Source organism: Serratia sp. CY31944 (assembly GCF_052169175.1).
Lineage (GTDB): Bacteria > Pseudomonadota > Gammaproteobacteria > Enterobacterales > Enterobacteriaceae > Serratia > Serratia sarumanii.
Genome location: NZ_JBJNLG010000002.1, coordinates 157,589 through 182,958 on the forward strand (window position 1 = coordinate 157,589; position 25,370 = coordinate 182,958).

The following is a 25,370-nucleotide window of genomic DNA, read 5'->3' on the forward strand; positions in this document are numbered from 1 at the left end:
GCTAACGTGGCTAAATTTACTCAACATACCGGCTTAGTGGTGCCTTTGGATGCGGCCAACGTCGACACCGACGCCATTATTCCCAAGCAGTTTTTACAGAAGGTCACCCGCACCGGCTTCGGCCAGCACCTGTTCAACGACTGGCGTTTCCTCGACGACGCCGGCCAGCAGCCGAACCCGGAATTCGTGCTGAACAAACCGCGCTATAAAGGCGCCAGCATCCTGTTGGCGCGCGAGAACTTCGGCTGCGGCTCCTCGCGCGAACACGCGCCCTGGGCGCTGACCGATTACGGATTCAAAGTGGTGATCGCGCCGAGCTTCGCCGATATCTTTTACGGCAACTCGTTCAACAACCAGCTGTTGCCGGTGACGCTGAGCGAACAGCAGGTGGATGAGCTGTTCAAGCTGGTGGACGCCAACGAGGGAACGGAGTTCGTGGTGGATCTGGAGAACCAGACGGTCAACGCCGGCGGCAAAAGCTATCCGTTCGAAATCGACAGCTTCCGCCGCCACTGCATGATCAACGGGCTGGACAGCATCGGCCTGACGCTGCAGCACGAAGCGGACATCTCCCGCTACGAAGCACAGCAGCCGGCGTTTTTGAACTGATCATCGGCGAATACCCTAAATAATTGGAACTGCGGCAAGGCGGCAAGTCAGTAAATCCCCTGGAGCTTAGTGTACTAAGTGACAGGGGTGCACTTACGCAGCCAACACAGCGGCAGTTTCAAGTATGACGGGTATCACCAGTAGCCCAGCAGCTTCCACCATGCTCCGCCGATCACTATCCAGACCAGCAGGTTAACCACGCTCATCACCCATCCCGCTTTCCACCATTCCCCCAGCGTCACGTAACCGGAGCCGAAGACGATCGGCGCGGTGCCGGTGCCGTAATGCGTCAGCGACATCATCAGCGAGGAAGAGAACGCCAGGATCAGGCCCAGCAGCGCCGGTGGCGCGCCGAGCGCAATGCCTGCGGCGAAGAAGGCGGCGAACATCGCCGTCACGTGCGCGGTGGTGCTGGCGAAGAAATAGTGCGAATACAAATAGATGAGGGTCAGCAAGATCGTGCCGCCCACCCAGCTCATGCCCATATGGTCGATGCCGTTGCCCACGGTTTGCGACAGCCAGCCGATCAGCCCCAGCTTGCCGAGGAAGCTGGCCATCATCACCAGCGCCGAGAACCACACCACGGTGTCCCACGCGCCTTTATGCTTGAGCACATCCTCCCAGCTCAGCACCCCGGTGGCCAGCAGCACCGCCAGGCCGATCAGCGCCGCGGTGGTGGGATTGACCGCCAGCGCCGGGCCGAAGATCATCGCCGGAATGCCGGCCCACAGCACCAGCAACAGCGCGAACACCCCGAGGGTGATTTTCTCCGGCAGCGTTACCGGCCCCAGCGCCTGCAGTTTTTCGCGCGCGAAGCGCGGCGCGTCCGGGGTACTTTTCACCTCCGGCGGATACAGCAGATAGATGACCAGCGGCATCACGATCAGCGAGCACAGTCCCGGCACCAGAGCGGCGACTGCCCACATCGACCAGGACAGCTCGAAGCTGCCGTGTGTGCCTTTGGCGATCAGGCTGACAATCAGCGGGTTAGGCGCGGTAGCGGTGATAAACATCGCCGAGGTGACCGGGTTGATGTTGTAGTTCACCAGCGACAGGTAGCGGCCGATTTTTCCGGAGGTATTGAGCTCGGGTTTGGAGCCGAAGCTGTCGGCGATCGACTTCATGATCGGGTGAATGATGCCGCCGCCGCGCGCGGTGTTGCTCGGCGTCACCGGCGCCAGCGTGGTTTCCGCCAGCGTCAGCGCATAGGCGATGCCCAGCGTTTTTTTGCCGAACAGCGAAATAAAGTAATAGCCGATGCGCGCGCCCAGCCCGGTTTTATTCAGGCTGAGAGAGATCATGATCGAAAAGCCGATCAGCCAGATCAGCTGGTTGGAAAAGCCGCTGAGCGCGTCGTCCAGCGCGGCGCCCGGCTTGCCGGGATTGGTGACGCCGGTCACCGCCACCAGGGCGATGGCGATCACCGAGACTGCGCCGATCGGCATCGCCTTGCCGATGATGGCGATGATGGTGCCGATAAACAGCGCCAGCAGCTGCCAGGCATTAGGCGCGACGCCCTCCGGCACGGGAATGAGGAACCAGATAATCAGCGTGGCGGCAAGGGCGCACAGGGAAGGAAGCGGTTTGAGCGGTGTGAGTTTATCCATAACGTTCCCACTGTTCTAAACGACAAGGCGGCATCTCAATAGCGAGATGGGCGTGGGCGCAACGATCGCGCGCCATATGTCTTCAGCTTGGGCGTCCGGTTCAGCCTTCTCAATGACTTGCATCAAGAATGCCGTCGTTTGACCTCACACTTCACGCACTTTGGCGCTCATCCCGAGCGCCGCCAGCGCCAACAGCGCCGCCATCCAATACACCGAGCCATGACCGAAATTCTCCACCAGCGCGCCCTGCAGCACCCCGGCCAGGATCACCCCGGTAGAGATGCTGTTGGTGAACAGCGTGGTGGCGGCGCCCGGCCGGCCCGGCATCAAATCCTGAAAATAGAGCATGCCGATACCGGCGACGATGCCGATAAACACCGCGTTGAGCAACTGCAGCGCGATCAGGGCCGGCTTGCTCTCCAGCACCGTCAGCCCGAGATAAAACAGCACGCCCGCCGCCACCGCCAGCAGCATCATGTTGCGTTTGCCGAAGCGTTGGACGTAATAACCGGCCAACAGCATCGCCGGGATCTCCAACCCGGCGGCGGTGCCCATCAGCACCCCGGCCAGCCCCTCCGGCAGGCCGAGATCGGCGGTGATATACAGCGGCATATCGATGATATACAAGGTATTGCAGGTCCACATCAGCATCGAGGCGATGAACAGCAGCCGCACATCGCGATTGCGCCAGGCGCTGGCGGGCGCAATCGGCGCGGAAGCGCCTTCCCGCAACCCTTCGCCATCCGCCGCGCGCGGCACCGAAGGCAGCATGAATCCTACCAGCAGCACGCAGACCGCGAAGGTAGCCGCGGCGATCAGGAACATCACGGTGAACCCGTAGCTGAGCGCCAGCGCAAACGACAGCGGCGGGCCGATCACCCACGCCAGCGATAGCTGGGCGCGCATCACCGAGCTGAACATCACCACTTCACGCGCCTCGCTGTCGGCGTATTCCCGCGCCAGCGCGAAAATCTGCGGCATGGCGGTGTTGGCAACGGCGGACATCAGCACCCCGGCGGTGATCAGCGTCAGGTAGTCGCGGTTAAAGGCAAACAGCAGACAGTTGCCGACCGCCATCAGGCAGCACAGCAGGATCAGCCTGCGCCGATCGCCGCGGGTATCGGAGCGTTTGGCCAGCAGAAAACTGACGACGATGCCGGCCACCGCGTTGGCGGTGTAAAACAGCCCGACCCACAGCGGCCGCACCTTGACCTCGGTGGTCAGAAACAGGCTGAGCGTCGGCGTCAGCAACGCGCCGGCGATGCCAGAAAGAAAAGCAATCAGCAGGAATGCGGCAAAGATGGGATTGATGCGCTGTGACAACCGGCTCAGGCGTTGCATATCGTCTTCCCTGACCTCAAAGCAGAAAAAAGAACCTTAGGCCACGGCGAGAAAAATGCAAGCGCATTGCCATGACCACGCATAAAAAAACCAGTGGGTCGCCCCACTGGCTGGTGAAACAGCACCATTACTCAGAAATTGGTTGCCGGAGCCCCTACAGGTGCTCGCGATACTGCTTATCGGTCATCTCTTTGATGTCCCATTGCGTCAGGTGCGCCAGCATCGCCAGCCGCGCCTGCTCGGGCACCACGCTCAGCCAGTCTGCGCGCTGGCGGCGCACCGCGCTGAAATAGCGCTGGTAGAACTGTCTGGATAAGAAAGCTTTCATCATTACGCCCTCCCCCTTTTATTGATGAAAATTATCGGCGTAATATAGGGAAAGAAAAATTGACGAGTTGAGGCAGGAGCGTTCCTCTTTTATGTCCACGTCCCGATTGCAGCAGCAGTTCATCCGCCTGTGGCAGCGCTGCCACGGTGAAACCACCGACACCACGCTGCAGGATCTGGCGGAGGTGCTGAGCTGCTCGCGGCGCCACGTGCGCTCCCTGCTGAGCGCCATGCAGCGAGAGGGCTGGCTCACCTGGCAGGCGGAGTCGGGGCGCGGCAAACGTTCGCGGCTAACCTTCCACTACACCGGCCTGGCGCTGCAGCAACAGCGGGCCGAGGAGCTGTTGGAACAGGACCGCATCGATCAGTTGGTGCAGCTGGTGGGCGATAAAAACGTGGTGCGCCAGATGCTGCTGTCGCAGCTGGGGCGCAGCTTCCGCCAGGGGAAACATATCCTGCGGGTGCTCTACTACCGGCAGCTGTACAACCTGCTGCCCGGCTCGGCGCTGCGGCGTTCGGAAACCCATTTGGCGCGCCAGATCTTCAACGGCCTGACGCGCATAAATGAGGAAAACGGGGAACTCGAGTCCGATCTGTCCCACCATTGGCAGGCGCTGACGCCGCTGCACTGGCGGTTTTACCTGCGCCCGGCGATCCATTTTCATCACGGCCGCGAGCTGGAGATGGCGGACGTCATCACTTCCCTCTCGCGTCTGACCTCGCAACCGCTGTTCTCGCATATCGAGAGCGTCACCTCGCCGACGCCGTTCGTGATCGACGTGCAGCTGCGCAGCCCCGACCACTGGCTGCCCTGGCTGCTGGGCAGCGTGCAGGCCATGATCCTGCCGCGCGAATGGCGCGAACTGCCTGATTTCGCCCGCCATCCGGTCGGCACCGGCCCCTACCGCATGGTGCGCAACCATCCCAGCCAGATGAAGATCCACGCCTTCGACGACTATTTCGGCTACCGGGCGCTGATCGACGAGGTGAACATCTGGGTGCTGCCGGAGTTTTCCGAAGAGCTGGTGCACTCCGGCGTACAGCTGCAGGGCGATGAAACCGGCAACAGCGAGCTGGAAAGCCGGCTGGAAGAGGGCTGCTATTTCCTGCTGTTCGATCAGCGCTCCCCGCTGGCTGCCGATCCCGCCATTCGCAGCTGGCTGTGCGAATTGATCAACCCCATTTCGCTGCTGAGCCACGCCGGGCCGCTCTACCAGCGCTATTGGTCGCCGGCGTACGGCCTGCTGCCGCGCTGGCACCATAACCGCACGCTGGCGCAGCAGCCCAAGCCCGCGGGCCTGACCGAACTGACGATGACCCACTTCAATGAGCATTCGGAGTTTCACGCCATTCGCCAGGCGATCGAACCGCTGCTGGCGCAGCACGGCATCCGCCTGATCGTGCAAAGCGTGGATTACGCCACCTGGCACCAGGGCGACGCGCGCAGCGATCTGTGGCTCGGCAGCGCCAACTTCTATCTGCCGCTGGAGTTTTCGCTGTTCGCCACGCTGTACGAACTGCCGCTGGTGCAGCACTGCATGAACGAAGATCTGGCGCAGGACGCGGCGCTGTGGCGCGCCAACCGCTTGCCGCTGGCGGAGTTCTGCCAGCGTCTGGTCAGCAACCACCAGCTGCATCCGCTGTTCCACCACTGGCTGCAGCTGCACGGCCAGCGCAGCATGCGCGGCGTGCGGATGAACACCCTCGGCTGGTTCGACTTCAAGTCCGCCTGGTTTGCCCCGCCGGAGGCATAAGCGCCTTTCGCCCGGGTCGGTTAATCTTTACAATAGCGCCGTCTCAACGGGGTGCGGTAAGTCGGGCCGCGTGATAAGCCCGATTTTCCGCTGAGAGCACACCCGTCGAACCTGATCCGGTCAATACCGGCGGAGGGATTTGAGCCCAGCGAACCGGCGACGCCGCCTCGCCCCCTCAGATGCCCTTGCCCCCTTATTTTTCAGGAGTGCAACGTGGTCAAAAAATATCTGCCCTGCTTATTGCTGCTGTGCGCCGCGCCGGTGTTCGCCAAGCCGACGCTGACGGTTTACACCTACGATTCCTTCGCCGCCGACTGGGGCCCCGGCCCGGCGGTGAAAAAAGCCTTCGAAGCCGAGTGCGACTGTGAATTGAAGTTCGTCGCGCTGGAAGACGGCGTCTCGCTGCTGAACCGCCTGCGCATGGAAGGCAAGAACAGCGCCGCCGACGTGGTGCTGGGGCTGGACAACAACCTGTTGCAGGCGGCGCAGCAAACCGGCCTGTTCGCGCCGAGCGGCGTCGACACCGCCAAACTGACGGTGCCGGGCGGCTGGCAGGACGCGACCTTCGTGCCTTACGACTACGGTTACTTCGCCTTCGTCTACAACAAAGAAAAACTGAAGAACCCGCCGAAAAGCCTGCAGGAGCTGGTCAGCAGCGATCGCAACTGGAAAGTGATCTACGAAGATCCGCGCACCAGCACGCCGGGCCTCGGCCTGCTGCTGTGGATGCAAAAAGTGTATGGCGACAAGGCGCCGGCCGCCTGGCAGCAGTTGGCGAAGAAGACCGTCACCGTCACCAAAGGCTGGAGCGAAGCCTACGGCCTGTTCCTGAAAGGCGAAGGCGATCTGGTGCTCAGCTACACCACCTCTCCCGCCTATCACCTGATCGAAGAGAAAAAAGATCTCTACGCCGCCGCCACGTTCAGCGAAGGGCACTACCTGCAGGTGGAAGTGGCGGGCAAGCTGAAGGCCGCCAAACAGCCTGAGCTGGCGGAGCGCTTCATGCAGTTCATGGTGACGCCGGCGTTCCAGAACACCATCCCGACCGGCAACTGGATGTACCCGGTGATCAACACCCCACTGCCCGTCGGCTTTGAGCAGATGAACGTGCCGCAGACCGCGCTGCAATACAGCGCCGAAGAGGTGGCCAAACAACGCGGCGGCTGGATCCGGGCATGGCAAACCGCCGTCAGCCGCTGATCCCCCGCTGGCTCTGGCCGGGGCTGCTGGCCGCCGGCGTGATCCTGCTGGTCGCCGCGCTGGCAATGGGCTCGCTGTGGCGTCACGCGCCTGGCAGCGACTGGCGCGGCCTGTGGCAGGACAGCTACCTGTGGCACGTGGTGCGATTCACCTTCTGGCAGGCGCTACTGTCGGCGCTGATTTCGGTGCTGCCCGCCGTTCTGCTGGCACGTGCGCTCTATCGCCGCCGTTTCCCCGGCCGGCAACTGCTGCTGCGGCTGTGCGCCATGACGCTGGTGCTGCCGGTGCTGGTGGCGGTGTTCGGCCTGCTCAGCGTCTATGGGCGCCAAGGCTGGCTGGCGACGCTGTGCGGCTGGCTGGGCATCGAATATGGCTTCTCGCCCTACGGCCTGCAGGGCATTCTGCTGGCGCACCTGTTCTTTAACCTGCCGCTGGCCACCCGCCTGTTGCTGCAGGCGCTGGAGAATATCCCGGTGGAGCAGCGCCAGCTGGCCGCCCAGCTGGGCATGAATGGCTGGCAGCAGTTCCGCTTCGTCGAATGGCCGGCGCTGCGCCGCCAGATCCTGCCGAGCGGCGCGTTGATCTTCATGCTGTGCTTCGCCAGCTTCGCCACCGTGCTGTCGCTGGGCGGCGGGCCGCAGGCCACCACCATCGAACTGGCGATCTACCAGGCGCTGAGTTACGACTACGAGCTGGGTCGCGCCGCCATGCTGGCGCTGATCCAGTTAAGCTGTTGTCTGGGGCTGGTGTTGCTCAGCCAGCGGCTGAGCCAGGCGCTGCCGGTGGGCCATACCCACGCCCAGCGCTGGCGCAACCCGGAAGACAGCCTGTGGCGGCGCGTCGGCGATTTTCTGCTGATCGCCGCCGCGCTGTTGCTGTTATTGCCGCCTCTGCTGGCGGTGATCGCCGACGGCGCCAATCAGGCTATCGTCAGCGTGCTGCGCCAGCCAGTGCTGTGGCAGGCGCTGTTCACGTCGCTGCGCATCGCCCTCGGCGCCGGGCTGTTGTGCGTGGCGCTCACGATGATGCTGCTGTGGAGCAGCCGCGAGCTGAAGCTGCGGCAGCATCTGCGCGGCGGCCAGGCGCTGGAGCTGAGCGGCATGGTGATCCTGGCGATGCCGGGCATCGTGCTGGCCACCGGCTTCTTCCTGCTGCTGAGCGATACGATCGGGCTGCCGCAGTCACCCTATGCGCTGGTGATCCTCACCAATGCGCTGATGGCGGTGCCCTATGCGCTGAAGGTGTTGGAGAACCCGATGCGCGACCTCGCCGAACGTTACAACCCACTGTGCCTGTCGCTGGATATCCACGGCTGGCAACGGCTGCGGCTGATCGAACTGCGCGCGCTGCGTCGCCCGCTGGCGCAGGCGCTGGCCTTCGCCTGCGTGCTGTCGATCGGCGATTTCGGCGTAGTCGCCTTGTTTGGCAACGAGCATTTCCGTACCCTGCCTTTTTACCTGTATCAGCAGATTGGCGCCTACCGCAGCAACGACGGGGCGGTGACCGCGCTGCTGTTGCTGCTGTTGTGCTTCCTGTTGTTTACCCTGATCGAACGCTTACCGGGGCGCCATGCTGACGCTTGAAAAACTGACCTATCTGTATGAACACCTGCCGATGCGCTTTGATCTGCGCATCCAGCCGGGCGAGCGCGTCGCGGTACTCGGCCCCAGCGGCGCCGGTAAAAGCACCCTGCTGAGCCTGATCGCCGGTTTTCTGCCGGCGGCCAGCGGCCGGCTGCTGCTGAACGGCGAAGACCACACCGCCACGCCGCCGGCCAAACGTCCGGTGTCGATGCTGTTTCAGGAGAACAACCTGTTCGCGCACCTGACGGTAGCGCAGAACATCGGGCTGGGGTTAGATCCCGGTCTGCGCTTGACTGAACAGCAGCGCCAACAGCGGGCGCATATCGCCCGTCAGGTCGGCCTGGAAGAGCACCTGGAGCGCCTGCCGTCGCAGCTTTCCGGCGGCCAGCGTCAGCGCGCCGCGCTGGCGCGCTGTTTGATTCGCCAACGGCCGATCCTGCTGCTCGACGAGCCCTTCTCGGCGCTCGATCCGGCGCTGCGCAACGAGATGCTGCAGCTGCTGCAGACGGTGTGCGAACAGCGCAACCTGACGCTGCTGATGGTGTCGCACAACCTCGACGACGCCGCGCGCATCGCCCCGCGCACGCTGCTGGTGGTCGACGGCCGCATCTATTACGACGGCCCGACGCAGGCGCTGCTGGACGGCAGCGCGCCCGAAGCGCGCGTGCTGGGCATTTCGGGTAAAGCGTGATCTGACGCGCGTTTTTTATGCTGCGCCAATAAACCTGTTGTGCGAATTTTGCGCCTGTGTTTTTATAAAAACCTGACTCTTTTTACTGATGATAAGGTTCCCTGTGATCGCATCCTCGCTGACTTCGACCCTACCAGTTACCGCGCTACCAGCCGCGGTGGTCGTCGTGCGTGTGGTGGTGGTCGTCGGCAATGCGCCGTAGGGTCCGAATCAACGCATCGATTCCCAAACCCCGCCGGCGCAAACCGGGCGGGGTTTCTTGTTTTAGCACCCTGCCCAGAAAAGCTCACCGGCCTTGAGAAAGGACAGGAACATGGCAACTTCGGGCACGCCTCAACCGGGCACCAGCTTCACCGGCGCACAATTGATCGTTCATCTGCTGGAGCGGCAGGGTATCACCACCGTCGCCGGCATCCCCGGCGGCGCCGCGCTGCCGCTGTATGACGCGCTGAGCCAAAGCACCCGCATTCACCACGTACTGGCGCGCCACGAACAGGGCGCGGGCTTTATGGCGCAGGGCATGGCGCGCGCCAACGGCAAAGCGGCGGTGTGCATCGCTTCCAGCGGGCCGGGCGCCACCAACCTGGTCACCGCCATCGCCGACGCCAAGCTCGACTCCATTCCGCTGGTGTGCATCACCGGTCAGGTACCCTCCTCGATGATCGGCACCGACGCCTTCCAGGAGGTGGACACCTACGGCATTTCCATCCCGATCACCAAGCACAACCATCTGGTGCGCGATATCCGCGAGCTGCCGCAGGTGATCGGCGACGCGTTCCGCATCGCCGAATCCGGCCGCCCCGGCCCGGTCTGGATCGATGTGCCGAAAGACGTGCAGACCGCCACCATCACCCTGGAAGAGCTGCCGCCGATCGCTGTGCCGGACGCCGCACCGAGCTTCGATCCGGCGCTGGTTTCGCAGGCCGCCGCGATGATCAACCAGGCGAAACGCCCGATCCTCTACCTGGGCGGCGGCATCATCTGCGCCGAGGCTCACCGGCAGGCGTTGGAACTGGCCGAACGCGCCGGTCTGCCTACCACCATGACGCTGATGGCGCTGGGGGCGATGTCGGTGGAACACCCGCTGTCGCTGGGCATGCTGGGCATGCACGCGGCGCGCAGCACCAACTTCATTCTGCAGGAGGCCGATCTGCTGATCGTGCTGGGCGCGCGCTTCGACGATCGGGCAATCGGCAAAACCGAGCAGTTCTGCCCTAACGCCGCCATCATTCACGTGGATATCGACCGCGCCGAGCTGGGCAAGGTCAAGCAGGCCAACGTGGCGATCCATGCCGACGTCGGCCAGGTACTGCAACAGCTGCTGCCGCAGATCGACACGCAGCCGCGCAGCGCGTGGCTGAGCACCGTCAACGACCTGAAGCGCGAGTTCCCGTTCAACATGCCGAACGCCGACGATCCGCTGAGCCATTACGGCCTGGTGCTGGCCGCCGCGCGCTGCGTGGACGACAGCGCCATTATCACCACCGACGTGGGCCAGCATCAGATGTGGGTGGCGCAGGCCTATCCGCTGAGCCGGCCGCGCCAGTGGCTGACGTCGGGCGGCCTGGGCACCATGGGCTTCGGTCTGCCGGCGGCGATCGGCGCGGCGTTGGCCGAGCCCGAGCGTAAAGTGCTGTGCTTCTCCGGCGACGGCAGCCTGATGATGAACATTCAGGAAATGGCCACCGCGGTCGAACACGATTTGGACGTGAAAATCATTTTGATGAACAACCAGGCGCTGGGGCTGGTGCACCAGCAGCAAACCCTGTTCTACCAGCAGCGCATCTTCGCCGCCGCCTATCCGAAGCGCACCGACTTCCTGAAGATCGCCGCCGGATTCGGGCTGGATACCTGCGATTTGAACGCCGCGGAAGATCCGCAGGCGGCGCTGGCCGAAGCGATCCAACGCCCGGGTCCCTGCCTGATCCACGCGCTGATCGATATCAACGAAAAAGTGTTCCCGATGGTGCCGCCGGGCGCCGCCAACATCGACATGATTGGAGAATAAGCCATGCTGCAACCACAAGATAAACCCCAGGTGATCCTGGAGCTGGCCGTGCGCAACCATCCCGGCGTCATGTCGCACGTTTGCGGGCTGTTCGCTCGCCGCGCGTTCAACGTCGAAGGCATTCTGTGTCTGCCGCTGAAGGACGGCCAGCAGAGCCGCATTTGGCTACTGGTCGCCGACGATCAGCGGCTGGAGCAAATGATCAGCCAGGTGGAAAAGCTGGAAGACGTGCTGCAGGTGAAGCGCCACAGCGAAGACGTGCGGGTATTTGAACAGCTGGAAGCGTTCTTTCAGTAATACGAAGGGGGCTTACGCCCCCGCAATCATTGCCCGGACAGCACCTGCCACAGCAGGTGCCGATACACCGGCATCAAGGGCTGCTGGCTCAGCAGATAACCGACCGCCAGCGCCGCCAGCCAGCTCAATCCGCAAACCACGCGCAGCCGCAGCGGCGTCAGCCAACGGCTCAGCCGATCGGCGCTGCGCTTATCCTCACGCCACCAGCGCCAGCTCAGCCACACAGCCAGCCAGATCGTGAGCGCCGCGGCGAGCAGCAGCCACTTGAACATCGCGCTGTTGGCGCCGGCGGGAATGTCGATCGCCACGCCCGCCAGGATACCGGGGAAGAAATAGACCGGCGGCCAGGTCAGGCAACCGATGATGTTCGGCAAGGCAAACTTGTACGGCGGCAGATCGAGCATGCCGGCCACCATCGGCACCAGCGGGCGCGTCGGGCCAACGAAGCGGCCGATCAGAATGGTCGCCATGCTGTGCTGGTGCAAGGCGTGCTCGGTTTTGTCGAGCAGCGCTTTGTTCTTCTTCAGGAACGACCAGCGGTGCAAGGGCCCTTTGAAGGCGCGGCCGACGAAATAAGAGATCCAGTCGCCGAGCAGGCAGCCGACGATCCCCGCCGCCCAGGCGTAGTAGAAGTCCACCTTGCCGCTGCCGATCAGCGCGCCGATGCTGGCCATCATCACCGTGCCGGGCAGCAGCAGCCCCACCAGCGCCAGCGACTCGAGAAAAGCGACCAGCAGGACGACCATCAGGGTGAAAGCCAGCGACTGGGTGATCAAATCTTGTAAATAGGCTTCCATTACACCTCTGCGGATTATTCGGCCAAACGGGGCGAAGGATTTTCCAGTGCCGCCGCTGGCGAGTCAATCGATGAATTGTATGCGTATTTGGCAGCGCCGAACGCCGATGGACAATGACTGTATAAAAACACATACTATAATTTATCTATATTAGCGCCAAAACCGACATCTCGCTGAATGTCGCGCACGCCGCCCGGCGGAAGACGAAGGGGTTATGACAGCACTGCAACAGGGTTTCCTGCTCACTCGCCACTGGCGCGACACGCCCGCCGGCACCGAGGTCGAATTTTGGCTGGCGACCGACGCGGGCCCGCGTCAGCTGCGCTTGCCGCCGCAAATCTCGGTGGCGTTTATCCCCGCCGAACAAAAGCAGCGCGCGGAACTGCTGCTGCGCGAAGAACGGCAGGTGGAACTGAAACCGCTGGCACTGACGGATTTTCATCACCGCCCGATGCTGGGGCTGTACTGCCGCCAGCACCGTCAGCTCATCAAGCTGGAAAAACTGCTGCGGGAAGGCGGCGTTACGGTCTACGAGGCCGACATTCGCCCGCCCGAACGCTATCTGATGGAGCGCTTCATCACCGCGCCAGTGTGGTTCAACGGCCAGGCCAACGGCGGCGGGCCGTTGCTCAATGGCCAGATGAAGCCGGCGCCGGACTACCGCCCGACGCTCAGGCTGGTGTCGCTGGATATCGAAACCACCGCCCACGGCGAGCTTTACTCCATCGCGCTGGAAGGCTGCGGCCAGCGGCAGGTCTACATGCTGGGGCCGGCCAACGGCGGCGATGCGCCGCTGGATTTCGATCTGGAATACTGCGCCAGCCGCCCCCAACTGCTGGAACGACTCAACGCGTGGCTGGAGCGCCACGATCCCGACGCCATCATCGGCTGGAACCTGGTGCAGTTCGATCTGCGGGTGCTGCAAAAGCACGCCGAACGCTACCAGATCCCGCTGCGGCTGGGGCGCGGCGGCAACCTGTTGGAGTGGCGCGAACACGGCTTCAAACAGAACCACTTTTTCGCCGCCGCCGCCGGCCGCCTGATCATCGACGGCATCGAAGCGCTGAAATCCGCCACCTGGAACTTCCCCTCCTTCAGCCTGGAGTACGTTTCGCAGGAACTGCTGGGTGAAGGCAAGGCGATCGACAACCCTTATCAACGCATGGCGGAGATCGACCGGCGCTTCGCCGAAGACAAACCGGCGCTGGCCCGCTACAACCTGAAGGACTGCGAGCTGGTGACGCGCATCTTCGCCAAGGCCGATCTGCTCAACTTCCTGCTGGAACGCGCCACCGTCACCGGGCTGGCGGCCGATCGCAGCGGCGGATCGGTGGCGGCCTTCAGCCACCTTTATATGCCGCGCATGCACCGCCTGGGCTTTGTCGCCCCCAACCTCGGCGAACAGCCGGAGGAACACAGCCCCGGCGGCTTCGTGATGGACTCCCGGCCCGGCCTGTACGATTCGGTGCTGGTGCTGGACTATAAAAGCCTGTACCCGTCGATCATCCGCACCTTCCTGATCGATCCGGTCGGGCTGGTGGAAGGCATGCGCCACCCAAACGACGCCGATTCGGTGCCCGGCTTTCGCAACGCCCGCTTCTCGCGCAGCAAACACTGCCTGCCGGCGATCGTCGAGCAGATCTGGCAAGGGCGCGAGGCCGCCAAGCGCCAGCACAACAAGCCCCTGTCGCAGGCGCTGAAGATCATCATGAACGCGCTGTACGGCGTGTTGGGATCGAGCGGCTGCCGCTTCTTCGATCCGCGGCTGGCGTCGTCGATCACCCTGCGCGGCCACGAGATCATGCGTCAAACCCGCGAGCTGATCGAAGCCGAAGGTTATCAGGTGATTTACGGCGATACCGACTCCACCTTCGTGTGGCTGAAACAGCCGCATGACGAGCAGCAGGCGGCGCAGATCGGCCGGACGCTGGTGCAGCGGGTCAACGCCTGGTGGCAGCAGCATCTGCAGCAGCAGTTCGGGCTGGAGAACGCGCTGGAGCTGGAGTTCGAAACCCACTATTCCCGCTTCCTGATGCCGACCATTCGCGGCGCCGAACAGGGCAGCAAGAAGCGCTACGCCGGCCTGATCGCACGCGCCGGCGGCGAGGAAGAGATGGTGTACAAAGGCCTGGAAACGGTGCGCACCGACTGGACGCCGCTGGCGCAGCAGTTCCAGCAGCAGCTCTATCAGCGCATCTTCAAACGGCAACCCTACCAGGACTATGTGCGCGACTACGTCGGCAAAACCCTGAACGGCGACTTCGACGATCAGCTGGTGTACCGCAAGCGCCTGCGCAGGAAACTCGACGACTATCAGCGCAACGTGCCGCCGCACGCCCGCGCCGCGCGCATCGCCGACGACTACAACCGCAGCCAGGGGCGGCCGCTGCAGTATCAGAACGGCGGCTGGATCAGCTACGTGATGACCGTCGCCGGGCCGGAACCGCTGGAAACGCGCCATTCGCCCATCGACTATCAGCATTACCTCGAACGCCAGCTGCAACCGGTGGCAGACGCTATACTCCCTTTCTTGCACGACGATTTCACCACGCTGGTCACCGGGCAGATGGGGCTGTTTTGAGATTGCGCCAGGTTAAGAAAAATCATCCGGTTTTGCAGGTGACGAACGCGCCGCCTTCCATTACCATAGCGCCCTTCCCAAAACTGAACCACGCTTAGCCCTGCCGTCTCGCGACGTCTGCATGGCGTGAACGGCTATTGCCCGTCAAATTTAAAACAAACCGGGATAGCAGACGTTCAGTACAGGTGCCGCGGCCCTTCCCGCCCGGTAACAAGACTTACTTACAAAGAATCGAGCCGACAATATATGCCTTTTACTCTTGGTCAACGCTGGATCAGCGACACGGAAAGCGAATTAGGACTGGGCACCGTCGTGGCGCTGGACGCGCGCATGATTACCCTGCTTTTCCCCGCCACCGGTGAAAACCGCCTCTATGCCAGAAACGATTCGCCGATCACCCGCGTGATGTTCAACCCGGGCGATACCGTCAGCAGCCACGAAGGATGGCAGCTGCAGGTGGAAGAGGTGAAAGAGGAAAACGGTCTGTTGACCTATATCGGCACCCGCCAGGACACCCAGGAGAGCGGCGTGGCGATGCGCGAAGTCCTGCTGGACAGCAAGCTGACCTTCAGCAAGCCGCAGGATCGCCTGTTCGCCGGCCAAATTGACCGCATGGACCGTTTCGCGCTGCGTTTTCGCGCGCGCAAGTACCAGAGCGAGCAGTATCGCCTGCCGTTCGCCGGCCTGCGCGGCATGCGCGCCAGCCTGATCCCGCACCAGCTGCACATCGCCCATGAAGTCGGCCAGCGCCATGCGCCGCGCGTGCTGCTGGCGGACGAAGTCGGCCTCGGCAAAACCATCGAAGCCGGCATGATCATCCACCAGCAGCTGCTGGCGGGCCGCGCCGAGCGCGTGCTGATCGTGGTGCCGGAAACGCTGCAGCACCAGTGGCTGGTGGAGATGATGCGCCGCTTCAACCTCTACTTCTCGCTGTTCGACGACAGCCGCTACGCCGAAGCCAAGCTCGACAGCAGCAACCCGTTCGAAACCGAACAGCTGGTGATCTGCTCGCTGGACTTCGTGCGCCGTAACAAGCAGCGCCTGGAAGAGCTGGCGGACGCCCAGTGGGATCTTCTGGTGGTCGACGAAGCGCACCACCTGGCCTGGAGCGAAGAAGCGCCGAGCCGCGAATATCAGGTGATCGAACAGTTGGCCGAACATATCCCCGGCGTGCTGCTGCTGACCGCCACCCCGGAACAGCTTGGCCAACAGAGCCACTTCGCGCGCCTGCGCCTGCTCGATCCAAACCGTTTCCACGACTACGGCGAGTTCGTCGCCGAGCAGCAGAAATACCGCCCGGTGGCCGACGCCGTCACCCTGCTGCTGAGCGGTAAACGCCTGGCCGACGACAAATTGAATCTGCTGGGCGAGCTGATCGACGAGCAGGACATCGAACCGCTGCTCAAAGCCGCCAACAGCGAAGGTGACAACGCCGAGCAGGCGCGCCAGGAGCTGGTTTCCATGCTGATGGATCGCCACGGCACCAGCCGCGTGCTGTTCCGCAACACCCGCAACGGCGTGAAGGGCTTCCCGCACCGCAACCTGCACCAGATCAAGCTGCCGTTGCCGACCCAGTATCAGACTGCGATCAAAGTGTCCGGCATCATGGGCGCCAAGAAGTCCGTCGAAGCGCGCGCGCGCGACATGCTGTACCCGGAGCAGATCTACCAGGAATTCGAGGGCGAAAACGCCACCTGGTGGAACTTCGACCCGCGCGTCGAGTGGCTGCTGGACTACCTGCTGGCCAACCGCAACGAAAAAGTGCTGGTGATCTGCGCCAAGGCCGACACCGCGCTGCAGCTGGAGCAGGTGCTGCGCGAGCGTGAAGCGATCCGCGCCGCGGTGTTCCACGAAGGGCTGTCGATTATCGAGCGCGACCGCGCCGCCGCCTACTTCGCCTCCGAAGAGGAAGGCGCGCAGGTGCTGCTGTGTTCCGAGATCGGCTCCGAAGGCCGCAACTTCCAGTTCGCCAGCCAGCTGGTGATGTTCGATCTGCCGTTCAACCCGGATCTGCTGGAGCAGCGTATCGGCCGTCTGGACCGTATCGGCCAGATGCACGACATCCAGATCATGGTGCCTTACCTGGAGCACACCGCGCAGGCGGTGCTGGGCCGCTGGTTCCACGAGGGGCTGGACGCCTTCGAACACACCTGCCCGACCGGCCGCACCATCTACGACAGCTGCTACGAGCAGTTGATCGGTTATCTGGCCGCGCCGACCGAACAGGAAGGCTTTGACGAATTCATCCACGCCTGCCGCCAGCAGCACGATCAGTTGAAAGCGCAGCTGGAACAGGGCCGCGACCGCCTGCTGGAGATGCACTCCAACGGCGGCGACAAAGCCCAGGCGCTGGCTGCCGCCATCGCCGAGCAGGATAACGACGTCAATCTGGTGGGCTTCGCGCTCAACCTGTTCGACATCGTCGGCATCAACCAGGAAGACCGCAGCGACAACCTGATCGTGCTGACGCCGTCCGACCATATGCTGGTGCCGGACTTCCCGGGCCTGCCGCAGGACGGCTGCACCGTCACCTTCGACCGCGATCGGGCGCTGTCGCGCGAAGACGCGCAGTTCGTCAGCTGGGAGCACCCGATCATCCGCAACGGTCTGGATCTGATCCTGTCCGGCGATACCGGCAGCTGTGCGGTGTCCCTGTTGAAAAACAAAGCGTTGCCGGTCGGCACCCTGTTGGTTGAGCTGGTATACGTGGTGGAGGCTCAGGCGCCGAAGCACCTGCAGCTGACCCGCTTCCTGCCGCCGACGCCGATCCGCATGCTGATGGATCGCAAGGGCACCAATCTGGCGGCGCAGGTCGAGTTCGAAAGCTTCAACCGCCAGTTGAACGCGGTCAACCGCCACACCTCCAGCAAACTGGTCAACGCCGTGCAGCAAGACGTGCACGCCATGCTGCAGCAGGCGGAAAGCCTGGTGGAAGCGCAGGCGCGCACGCTTATCGAACAGGCGAAGCAAGAGGCGGACGACAAGCTGAGCGCCGAGCTGGCGCGTCTGGAAGCGCTGAAGGCGGTCAACCCGAACATCCGCGACGACGAAGTCGAAGCGCTGGAGTTCAACCGCCGTCAGGTGCTGGCCAACCTTAATGAAGCCGGCTGGCGTCTCGACGCCATTCGTCTGGTGGTGGTCACCCACCAGTAACCGGCGCGACGCGGGGCGGCAACCGCCTCCCCGTTCGGCCCTTTTCGCGGAGCCAAGATGGAACCCTACAATCCCCCGCAGGACCCGCTGCACATCCTGTATCAGGATGAACACATCATGGTGGTCAACAAGCCCAGCGGCTTGCTGTCGGTGCCCGGCCGCGCGCCGGAAAACAAAGACAGCCTGATGACCCGCATTCAGGCCGATCATCCGGCCGCCGAATCGGTGCACCGGCTGGACATGGCCACCAGCGGAGTGATCGTGGTGGCGCTCAACAAGGCCGCCGAGCGCGAGCTGAAGCGTCAGTTCCGCGAACGCGAACCGAAGAAATCCTATATCGCCCGCGTTTGGGGGCATATGGCGCATGACGAAGGGTTGGTGGACTTGCCGCTGATCTGCGACTGGCCGAACCGGCCGCTGCAAAAGGTGTGTTTTGACACCGGCAAAGCGGCGCAAACGGAATATCAGGTGCTGTCACGCGACGCCGACGGCAGCACGCGCGTAAAGCTGACGCCGATCACCGGCCGCTCGCACCAGCTGCGGGTGCACATGCTGGCGCTGGGGCATCCGATCCTCGGCGACGGTTTCTACGCCCCGCCGGAGGCCAAGGCGATGGCGCCGCGGCTGCAGCTGCATGCGCAAGAGCTGCGCATCACCCACCCCGCCTTCCAGACGCCGATGCACTTTCGCGCCGAACCGGATTTCTGAGGCTAATCTCAGGGATACCCTAAATAATTCGAGTTGCAGGAAGGCGGCTACTAGGCGCTGCCCCGGGAGCGTACAAAAAGTACGTAACCGGGGTAAACGCAGGCAGCCAACACACCTGCAGCTCGAAGTATGACGGGTATCGTTATTTGAAGCCTTTCTCGCGTTTGATCAGATCGTACGCCGCCTGAATTTCCTGCGCTTTCTGCTTGGCCATTTCCATCATCTGCGGCGGCAAGCCCTTCGCCACCAGCTTATCCGGATGGTGTTCGCTCATTAATTTGCGGTAGGCGCGTTTGATGGTGGCGGCATCGTCGCTGCTGCGCACGCCGAGCACCTTGCACGCATCGTCGAGCGTCGGGCCGCGCTGAGCCTGCTGATAGCCGCCCTGCGAATACCCGCCCTGCTGACCGCCGCCGAACTGACGCCCGCCCTCCATCATGCTGAGAAACTGATCGAACTGCGCATGCGAAATGCCCAGCTCTTCGGCGATGACATACAGCACCTGGCGTTCATTCGGGTGCAGCGAGCCGTCGGCGAACGCCGCCTGAATCTGAATTTCCAGAAACATCCGAATCAAATCGAAGCGGCCAAAACAAATGCTGCGGAACTGCTGCAGCGTCTCACGCAGCGGGAACTGGCTCTGTTTCCCCTCGCGGAACGCCTGCTGCGCCGCGGTGCGCGCTTCGCCGTGCAGCTGCAGGCGATCCATGAACAGGCTGGCGATCTGGATATCTGCCTCGGTAACGCGTCCTTTGGATTTGGTCAGGTGGCCCATCACCTGAAAAGTGGTGCGGAAAAACAGCGTTTGCCGCGTTTGCTGGTCGGTGAAGAAACCCCGGCTGCGCTTATTGCTGCGCGCCGTATCGATCATATGACCGATAATCAGCCCCAGAACTACACCCCAGAATCCCGCGCCAGACCAAATGGCGACGATGACGCCGAGCAGTTTTCCCCAATACTGCATATACTCCTCAATTATCATGCCGAAAGCCGCCCGCCCCCTTCGCTTCAGGAAAGGGCGCAGGCGATTTTTCCCAGAATTTGGATTATCATACCTGTCATTTATCTTTGCGCCTAACGACGACGCAAGTAAACGGCTGGATTTAGCACTAGCGCAACGCAGATGAGTAATATAGTCTCTGACCGTTTGCCGGACATGACGCCTCTGATGACGGAACACCAAAACCGCGTATGAAAAAAAGTTTCCCAACACTGCTGGCCACGATGATTTGGACGGCACTCTACAGTCAGCACGCGCTGGCTGATCTGGCCGAGCAATGCATGCTTGGCGTTCCCGTTTACGACAAACCTTTGGTCAGCGGCGATCCGAACAGCCTGCCGGTCACCATCAATGCCGATGACTCGCGCGCCGACTATCCGAAAAGCGCCCTGTTCAGCGGCAACGTGCATATCGAGCAGGGCAACAGCACCCTGACCGCCAAAGAAGTCGAGCTGAACCAGACGCAAAACCCTGGCCAGGCGGAGCCGGTGCGTACGGTTACCGCCACCGGCGACGTGCACTACAGCGACAATCAGATCAAACTGAAAGGCCCGAAGGCCTGGTCGAACCTGAACACCAAAGATACCGACGTCTATGAAGGCGACTACCAAATGGTAGGCCGTCAGGGGCGTGGCGACGCCGACAAGATGAAAATGCGCGGCGCCAACCGTTACACCATTCTGGAAAACGGCACCTTTACCTCCTGTCTGCCGGGCGACGACAGCTGGAGCGTGGTCGGCTCCGAAGTGATCCACGATCGCGAAGAGCAGGTGGCGGAAGTGTGGAACGCCCGCTTCCGCATCGGCGGCGTGCCGGTGTTCTACAGCCCGTACCTGCAATTGCCGGTCGGCGACAAGCGCCGTTCCGGCTTCCTGATCCCGAACGCCAAGTACGGCAGCAACAACGGCTTCGAGTTCATGTTGCCGTACTACTGGAACATCGCGCCTAACTACGACGCCACCATCACGCCGCATTATATGTCCAAGCGCGGCCTGCAGTGGCAGACCGAGTTCCGCTATCTGGTGCAGCCGGGCCTCGGCCTGATGGAGTTCGACTGGTTGCCGGACGACAAGGAATACGGCAAAGATCATGACGACAGCAAGCGCTGGCTGTTCTACTGGAACCACAACGGCGTCATGGATCAGGTGTGGCGCTTCAACGTCGACTACACCAAGGTCAGCGATTCCAAATACTTCACCGATCTGGACTCCAAGTACGGTTCCACCACCGACGGCTACGCCACGCAGAAATTCAGCCTCGGCTACGCCAACGAGAACTGGAACGCCACGCTGAGTTCCAAGCAGTTCCAGATTTACGACGATACCGATCGCTCGCAGTCGGAATCGTATAAAGTTCAACCGCAGCTGGATCTGAACTACTACAAAAACGACATCGGCCCGTTCGACTTCCATATTTACGGCCAGGCGGCCAAGTTCACCAGCGTCAACCCGTACAGCCCGGACGCCACCCGTCTGCATATGGAGCCGACGCTCAACCTGCCGCTCACCAACGGCTGGGCCAGCCTGAACACCGAAGCCAAGGTGATGGCGACCCACTACCAGCAGGATATTCCTGACGGTTTCGCCGCCAACTACCAGAGCCGCAAAGGCGCCGTTGCTCCGGAGCTTGATGATTCGGTCAACCGCGTATTGCCGCAGTTCAAGGTCGACGGCAAGCTGGTGTTCGAACGCCCGATGATCTGGGCCGAAGGCGCCACCCAGACGCTGGAGCCACGCGTACAGTACCTGTACGTGCCGTACCGCGACCAGAGTAACATCTACACCTACGACACCACGCTGCTGCAGACCGACTACTCCGGCCTGTTCCGCGACCGCACCTACAGCGGCCTGGATCGCATCGCTTCGCAGAACCGCGTCTCCACCGGTTTGACCACCCGCATTTATGATGACGCGCTGGTTGAACGTTTTAACGCTTCCGTGGGTCAAATCTACTACTTCAGCCGTTCGCGCACCGGCGATCAGGTAACCGGGTACGACAACAACGACGATACCGGCAGCGTGGCCTGGGCCGGCGATACCTATTGGAAAATCGACGATCGTTGGGGCCTGCGCGGCGGCCTGCAGTACGACACCCGCCTGAACAGCGTCTCGCTGGGCAACGGCGTGGTGGAATACCGCCAGGACGCCGAGCGCGTGGTGCAGTTGAACTACCGTTACGCCACGCCGGAATACATCCAGACGGCGTTGAACACCAAAACGGTTCCGGCCTTCCAGGACGGCATCTCGCAGGTGGGCATCACCGGCAGCTGGCCGATCGCCGATCGTTGGGCTGTGGTCGGGGCGTATTACTACGACACCCGTGCCAAGCAATCCGCCGATCAGCTGGTGGGGCTGAAGTACAACACCTGCTGCTGGGCGGTGACCCTGGGCTATGAGCGCAAGATCACCGATTGGAACAACAGCAACAATACCAGCGTTTACGACAACAGAGTTTCGTTCAACGTCGAACTGCGCGGCCTGAGCAGCGATCATAGTCTCGGCTCCGCAGAAATGCTGCGCTCCGGCATTCTGCCGTATCAGCGCGCATTCTGACGCTTTGCAACACTTTGAAAACGAGAACTTTCACCCGCATTTGCGGATTACATAATGGGAAATGTATGAAGAACTGGAGAACGCTTATTCTCGGATTGGTGGTTTGCGCCAATGCCGCGTTCGCAGCACCCCAAGAAGTGGATAAAGTCGCCGCCGTCGTGGATAACGGCGTGGTACTCGAAAGCGACGTCAACGGTCTGTTGCAGTCAGTGAAGCTCAACGCCCAGCAGGCCGGCCAGCAATTGCCGGACGACAAGACGCTGCGCCATCAGATCATCGAACGCCTGATCATGGATAACATCCAGCTGCAGATGGCCAAGAAAATGGGCATCACCGTGTCCGACGCCGATCTGGACAAGGCGATCGCCAACATCGCCGCGCAAAACAAGATGAGCGTCGATCAGCTGCGCAGCCGCCTGTCGTACGAAGGGTTGAACTACAACACCTACCGTTCGCAGATCCGCAAAGAGATGCTGATCTCCGAAGTGCGTAACAACGAAGTGCGCCGTCGCGTCACCATCCTGCCGCAGGAAGTGGACGCGCTGGCCAAGCAGGTGGGCGCGCAGAACGGCAGCGACACCGAAATGAACATCAGCCACATCCTGATCCCGCTGCCGGAGAATCCGTCGCAGCAGCAGGTCGACAAAGCCGAAGAGCTGGCCAAACGCCTGGTGGGTGAGATCAACAGCGGCGCCGACTTCGGCAAGCTGGCGATCACCTACTCCGCCGATTCTCAGGCGCTGAAAGGCGGCAACATGGGCTGGGGCAAGCTGCAAGAGATCCCGACCCTGTTCGCGGAACGTCTGGTGAGCGCCAAGAAAGGCGACGTTGTCGGCCCAATCCGTTCCGGCGTCGGCTTCCACATCCTGAAAGTGAACGACATCCGCGGCGCGAGCCAGTCGGTGTCGGTTACCGAAGTGCACGCCCGTCACATCCTGCTGAAACCTTCGGTGGTGCTGACCGACGATCAGGCGCGCGCCAAGCTGCAATCCGTGGCGGAAGCGATCAAGAGCGGCCGCGCCAAGTTTGCCGACGAAGCCAAACAGCTGTCGCAGGATCCGGGTTCTGCCATGCAGGGCGGCGATCTGGGCTGGGCTTCCCCGGACATCTACGATCCGGCCTTCCGCGATGCGTTGCTGAAGCTGAGCAAGGGTGAAATCAGCGCGCCGGTCCACTCTTCCTTCGGCTGGCACCTGATTCAGCTGCTGGACACTCGTCAGGTGGATAAGACCGACGCCGCGCAGAAAGATCGCGCTTACCGCATGCTGTTCAACCGTAAATTCGCCGAAGAAGCGCAGACCTGGATGCAGGAACAGCGCGCCCAGGCTTACGTGAAGATCCTCGATGGCAGCGATGCACAGCAATAAACGCGTCGTCATTACCCCCGGTGAACCCGCCGGGGTAGGGCCGGATTTGGTAGCAGCGCTGGCGCAACAGGATTGGCCTGTTGAGCTGGTGGTGTGCGCCGATCCGGCCCTGCTGCTTGAACGCGCCAAGCGTTTGGGCCTGCCGCTGACGCTGCGCGACTACCAGCCGCAGCAACCGGCCGAAGCGCAACGCGCAGGCACGCTGACCGTGCTGCCGGTGCCGCTCGCTCACCCGGTCACCGCAGGGGAGCTGAACGTCGGCAACAGTGCCTACGTGGTGGAAACCCTGGCGCGCGCCTGCGACGGCTGCCTGAACGGCGAATTCGCTGCGCTGATCACCGGCCCGGTGAACAAGGGCGTGATCAACGACGCCGGCGTGCCGTTTATCGGCCATACCGAATTCTTTGCCGATCGCAGCCGCTGCGATCGCGTGGTGATGATGCTCGCGACTGAAGAGCTGCGCGTGGCGCTGGCGACCACCCACCTGCCGCTGCTGGCGGTGCCGGGCGCCATCACGCAACAGAGCCTGTTCGAAGTCATCCGCATCCTCGACCACGATCTGAAAACCAAATTTGGCATCGCCCGGCCGCACATTTACGTCTGCGGCCTGAACCCCCACGCCGGGGAAGGCGGCCATATGGGGCACGAAGAGATAGACACCATCATCCCGGCGCTCGACGCGCTGCGCGCTGAGGGCATCCATCTTGTCGGCCCGCTGCCGGCGGACACCCTGTTCCAGCCCAAATATCTGCAAGATGCCGATGCGGTGCTGGCGATGTATCACGATCAGGGGCTGCCGGTGCTAAAATACCAAGGGTTCGGCCGCGCGGTGAATATCACCCTCGGTTTGCCTTTCATACGCACCTCGGTCGACCACGGTACCGCTCTGGAGCTGGCCGGCACCGGCACCGCCGATGTCGGCAGTTTCCAAACGGCCCTGAATCTCGCCATTAAAATGATAATTAATTGTAATGAATAACAGAGTCCACCAAGGGCACTTTGCCCGCAAACGCTTTGGACAAAACTTTTTAACCGATCAGTTTGTCATCGATAGCATTGTCTCCGCCATTCACCCGCAGCCGGGCGAAGCGGTGGTCGAGATCGGCCCCGGCCTCGGCGCCTTGACCGAGCCGGTCGGCGCGCGCATGGACCGCATGACGGTGATCGAACTGGACCGCGATCTGGCCACCCGGCTGGAAAACCACCCGCGGCTGAAGGACAAGCTGACCATCCACCAGCAGGACGCCATGACGGTGAATTTCGCCGAACTGGCCGAGGAAGCTGGCCAACCGCTGCGCGTATTTGGTAACCTGCCGTACAATATTTCGACGCCGCTGATGTTCCACCTTTTCAGCTATACTCAGGCAATCCGCGACATGCATTTTATGTTGCAAAAAGAGGTGGTCAACCGTCTGGTGGCCGGCCCTAACAGCAAGGCCTACGGGCGTTTGACCGTGATGGCGCAGTACTACTGCAACGTCATTCCGGTGCTGGAAGTGCCGCCGACCGCGTTCGCGCCGCCGCCGAAGGTCGATTCCGCCGTGGTGCGTCTGGTGCCGCACAGCGTGCTGCCGAATCCGGTGGGCGACGTGCGCATGCTGAGCCGCATCACCACGCAGGCGTTCAACCAGCGGCGGAAAACCATCCGCAACAGCCTGGGCGACCTGTTCACGCCGGAGCAGCTGACGGAGCTGGGCGTCGATCCTTCGCTCAGAGCAGAAAATATTTCTGTGGCGCAGTACTGCAAGCTGGCGAACTGGCTGTCAGCCAATCCGGCGCCGCAGCAATAAGGAGT

20 protein-coding genes and 1 riboswitch are annotated in these 25,370 nt (G+C 62.3%); of the genes, 15 read left to right on the forward strand and 5 right to left on the reverse strand.

The window, feature by feature from the left end; all coding sequences use genetic code 11:
* Positions 1-6 precede the first annotated feature (6 nt).
* Positions 7-609 carry a 3-isopropylmalate dehydratase small subunit gene (gene leuD, locus ACJ8IN_RS03065; RefSeq protein WP_025159634.1) on the forward strand — a complete coding sequence of 201 codons (603 nt, stop codon included), beginning with the start codon at positions 7-9 and terminating at the stop codon, positions 607-609.
* A 134-nt stretch (positions 610-743) separates the two neighbouring features.
* Here leuD and ACJ8IN_RS03070 read toward each other — a convergent pair whose 3' ends face one another.
* The 3 genes from ACJ8IN_RS03070 to sgrT all read right to left on the reverse strand — a co-directional run bounded on the left by ACJ8IN_RS03070 (position 744) and on the right by sgrT (position 3,888).
* Positions 744-2,216 (reverse strand): DASS family sodium-coupled anion symporter, encoded by a 1,473-nt coding sequence (locus ACJ8IN_RS03070; RefSeq protein ID WP_308325423.1) that lies wholly within the window; start codon positions 2,214-2,216, stop codon positions 744-746.
* A 144-nt stretch (positions 2,217-2,360) separates the two neighbouring features.
* Complete coding sequence (locus tag ACJ8IN_RS03075; RefSeq protein WP_033652907.1) at positions 2,361-3,557, reverse strand: sugar efflux transporter; 1,197 nt, start codon at positions 3,555-3,557, stop codon at positions 2,361-2,363.
* Positions 3,558-3,711: 154 nt separating this feature from the next.
* On the reverse strand, positions 3,712-3,888 hold the full coding sequence (gene sgrT, locus ACJ8IN_RS03080) for a glucose uptake inhibitor SgrT (protein ID WP_170310358.1): 177 nt from the start codon (positions 3,886-3,888) through the stop codon (positions 3,712-3,714).
* An 88-nt stretch (positions 3,889-3,976) separates the two neighbouring features.
* On the opposite strand from sgrT, the gene sgrR reads away from it, so the two are divergent.
* From sgrR to ilvN, 7 genes are all read left to right on the forward strand, one after another.
* The gene (sgrR, locus tag ACJ8IN_RS03085) at positions 3,977-5,638 is read left to right on the forward strand and encodes an HTH-type transcriptional regulator SgrR (RefSeq protein WP_047569343.1); all 1,662 of its coding nucleotides are present in this window, start codon (positions 3,977-3,979) and stop codon (positions 5,636-5,638) included.
* Between the two features lie 37 nt (positions 5,639-5,675).
* A riboswitch (TPP riboswitch) is annotated at positions 5,676-5,794 on the forward strand.
* A 57-nt stretch (positions 5,795-5,851) separates the two neighbouring features.
* On the forward strand, positions 5,852-6,838 hold the full coding sequence (gene thiB / locus ACJ8IN_RS03090; RefSeq protein ID WP_033652905.1) for a thiamine ABC transporter substrate binding subunit: 987 nt from the start codon (positions 5,852-5,854) through the stop codon (positions 6,836-6,838).
* Positions 6,814-8,421: a thiamine/thiamine pyrophosphate ABC transporter permease ThiP gene (gene thiP / locus ACJ8IN_RS03095; RefSeq protein ID WP_308325422.1), complete on the forward strand. Its 1,608-nt coding sequence runs from the start codon at positions 6,814-6,816 to the stop codon at positions 8,419-8,421. Before thiB ends, thiP begins: the two co-directional genes overlap by 25 nt.
* Positions 8,408-9,112, forward strand: a complete 705-nt coding sequence (thiQ, locus tag ACJ8IN_RS03100) for a thiamine ABC transporter ATP-binding protein ThiQ (RefSeq protein WP_025301552.1) — start codon at positions 8,408-8,410, stop codon at positions 9,110-9,112. Before thiP ends, thiQ begins: the two co-directional genes overlap by 14 nt.
* Positions 9,113-9,200: 88 nt before the next feature.
* The gene (ivbL, locus tag ACJ8IN_RS03105; RefSeq protein WP_373275756.1) at positions 9,201-9,314 is read left to right on the forward strand and encodes an ilvB operon leader peptide IvbL; all 114 of its coding nucleotides are present in this window, start codon (positions 9,201-9,203) and stop codon (positions 9,312-9,314) included.
* 111 nt (positions 9,315-9,425) lie between these two features.
* On the forward strand, positions 9,426-11,120 hold the full coding sequence (gene ilvB / locus ACJ8IN_RS03110) for an acetolactate synthase large subunit (RefSeq protein ID WP_308325420.1): 1,695 nt from the start codon (positions 9,426-9,428) through the stop codon (positions 11,118-11,120).
* 3 nt (positions 11,121-11,123) lie between these two features.
* Positions 11,124-11,417, forward strand: coding sequence for an acetolactate synthase small subunit (ilvN, locus tag ACJ8IN_RS03115; RefSeq protein WP_016929110.1), 294 nt, complete (start codon positions 11,124-11,126; stop codon positions 11,415-11,417).
* Positions 11,418-11,443: 26 nt separating this feature from the next.
* Here the strand turns inward: ilvN and ACJ8IN_RS03120 are convergent, their stop codons facing one another.
* A complete protein-coding gene (locus tag ACJ8IN_RS03120; protein WP_033637083.1) occupies positions 11,444-12,214 on the reverse strand; it encodes a DedA family protein in 771 nt (256 codons plus the stop codon).
* 214 nt (positions 12,215-12,428) lie between these two features.
* Between ACJ8IN_RS03120 and ACJ8IN_RS03125 the strand changes: the two genes are divergently transcribed.
* From ACJ8IN_RS03125 to rluA, 3 genes are all read left to right on the forward strand, one after another.
* On the forward strand, positions 12,429-14,795 hold the full coding sequence (locus tag ACJ8IN_RS03125; RefSeq protein WP_308325419.1) for a DNA polymerase II: 2,367 nt from the start codon (positions 12,429-12,431) through the stop codon (positions 14,793-14,795).
* A gap of 246 nt (positions 14,796-15,041) precedes the next feature.
* Positions 15,042-17,948: an RNA polymerase-associated protein RapA gene (gene rapA / locus ACJ8IN_RS03130; protein ID WP_033637081.1), complete on the forward strand. Its 2,907-nt coding sequence runs from the start codon at positions 15,042-15,044 to the stop codon at positions 17,946-17,948.
* A gap of 57 nt (positions 17,949-18,005) precedes the next feature.
* Positions 18,006-18,656, forward strand: coding sequence for a bifunctional tRNA pseudouridine(32) synthase/23S rRNA pseudouridine(746) synthase RluA (gene rluA, locus ACJ8IN_RS03135; protein ID WP_033637080.1), 651 nt, complete (start codon positions 18,006-18,008; stop codon positions 18,654-18,656).
* A gap of 142 nt (positions 18,657-18,798) precedes the next feature.
* Here the strand turns inward: rluA and djlA are convergent, their stop codons facing one another.
* Entirely contained in the window at positions 18,799-19,620 is an 822-nt protein-coding gene (gene djlA, locus ACJ8IN_RS03140; protein ID WP_033637079.1) for a co-chaperone DjlA, read from the reverse strand.
* Positions 19,621-19,847: 227 nt separating this feature from the next.
* Between djlA and lptD the strand changes: the two genes are divergently transcribed.
* The 4 genes from lptD (at position 19,848) to rsmA (ending at position 25,365) form a co-directional block, all read left to right on the forward strand.
* Positions 19,848-22,208, forward strand: coding sequence for an LPS assembly protein LptD (lptD, locus tag ACJ8IN_RS03145; RefSeq protein WP_049234050.1), 2,361 nt, complete (start codon positions 19,848-19,850; stop codon positions 22,206-22,208).
* 65 nt (positions 22,209-22,273) lie between these two features.
* The gene (gene surA, locus ACJ8IN_RS03150; protein WP_033637077.1) at positions 22,274-23,575 is read left to right on the forward strand and encodes a peptidylprolyl isomerase SurA; all 1,302 of its coding nucleotides are present in this window, start codon (positions 22,274-22,276) and stop codon (positions 23,573-23,575) included.
* Positions 23,562-24,554 (forward strand): 4-hydroxythreonine-4-phosphate dehydrogenase PdxA, encoded by a 993-nt coding sequence (gene pdxA / locus ACJ8IN_RS03155; protein ID WP_033649277.1) that lies wholly within the window; start codon positions 23,562-23,564, stop codon positions 24,552-24,554. The genes surA and pdxA overlap by 14 nt, the downstream gene beginning before the upstream one ends.
* Positions 24,547-25,365 carry a 16S rRNA (adenine(1518)-N(6)/adenine(1519)-N(6))-dimethyltransferase RsmA gene (gene rsmA / locus ACJ8IN_RS03160; protein ID WP_033637076.1) on the forward strand — a complete coding sequence of 273 codons (819 nt, stop codon included), beginning with the start codon at positions 24,547-24,549 and terminating at the stop codon, positions 25,363-25,365. The genes pdxA and rsmA overlap by 8 nt, the downstream gene beginning before the upstream one ends.
* Positions 25,366-25,370 lie beyond the last annotated feature (5 nt).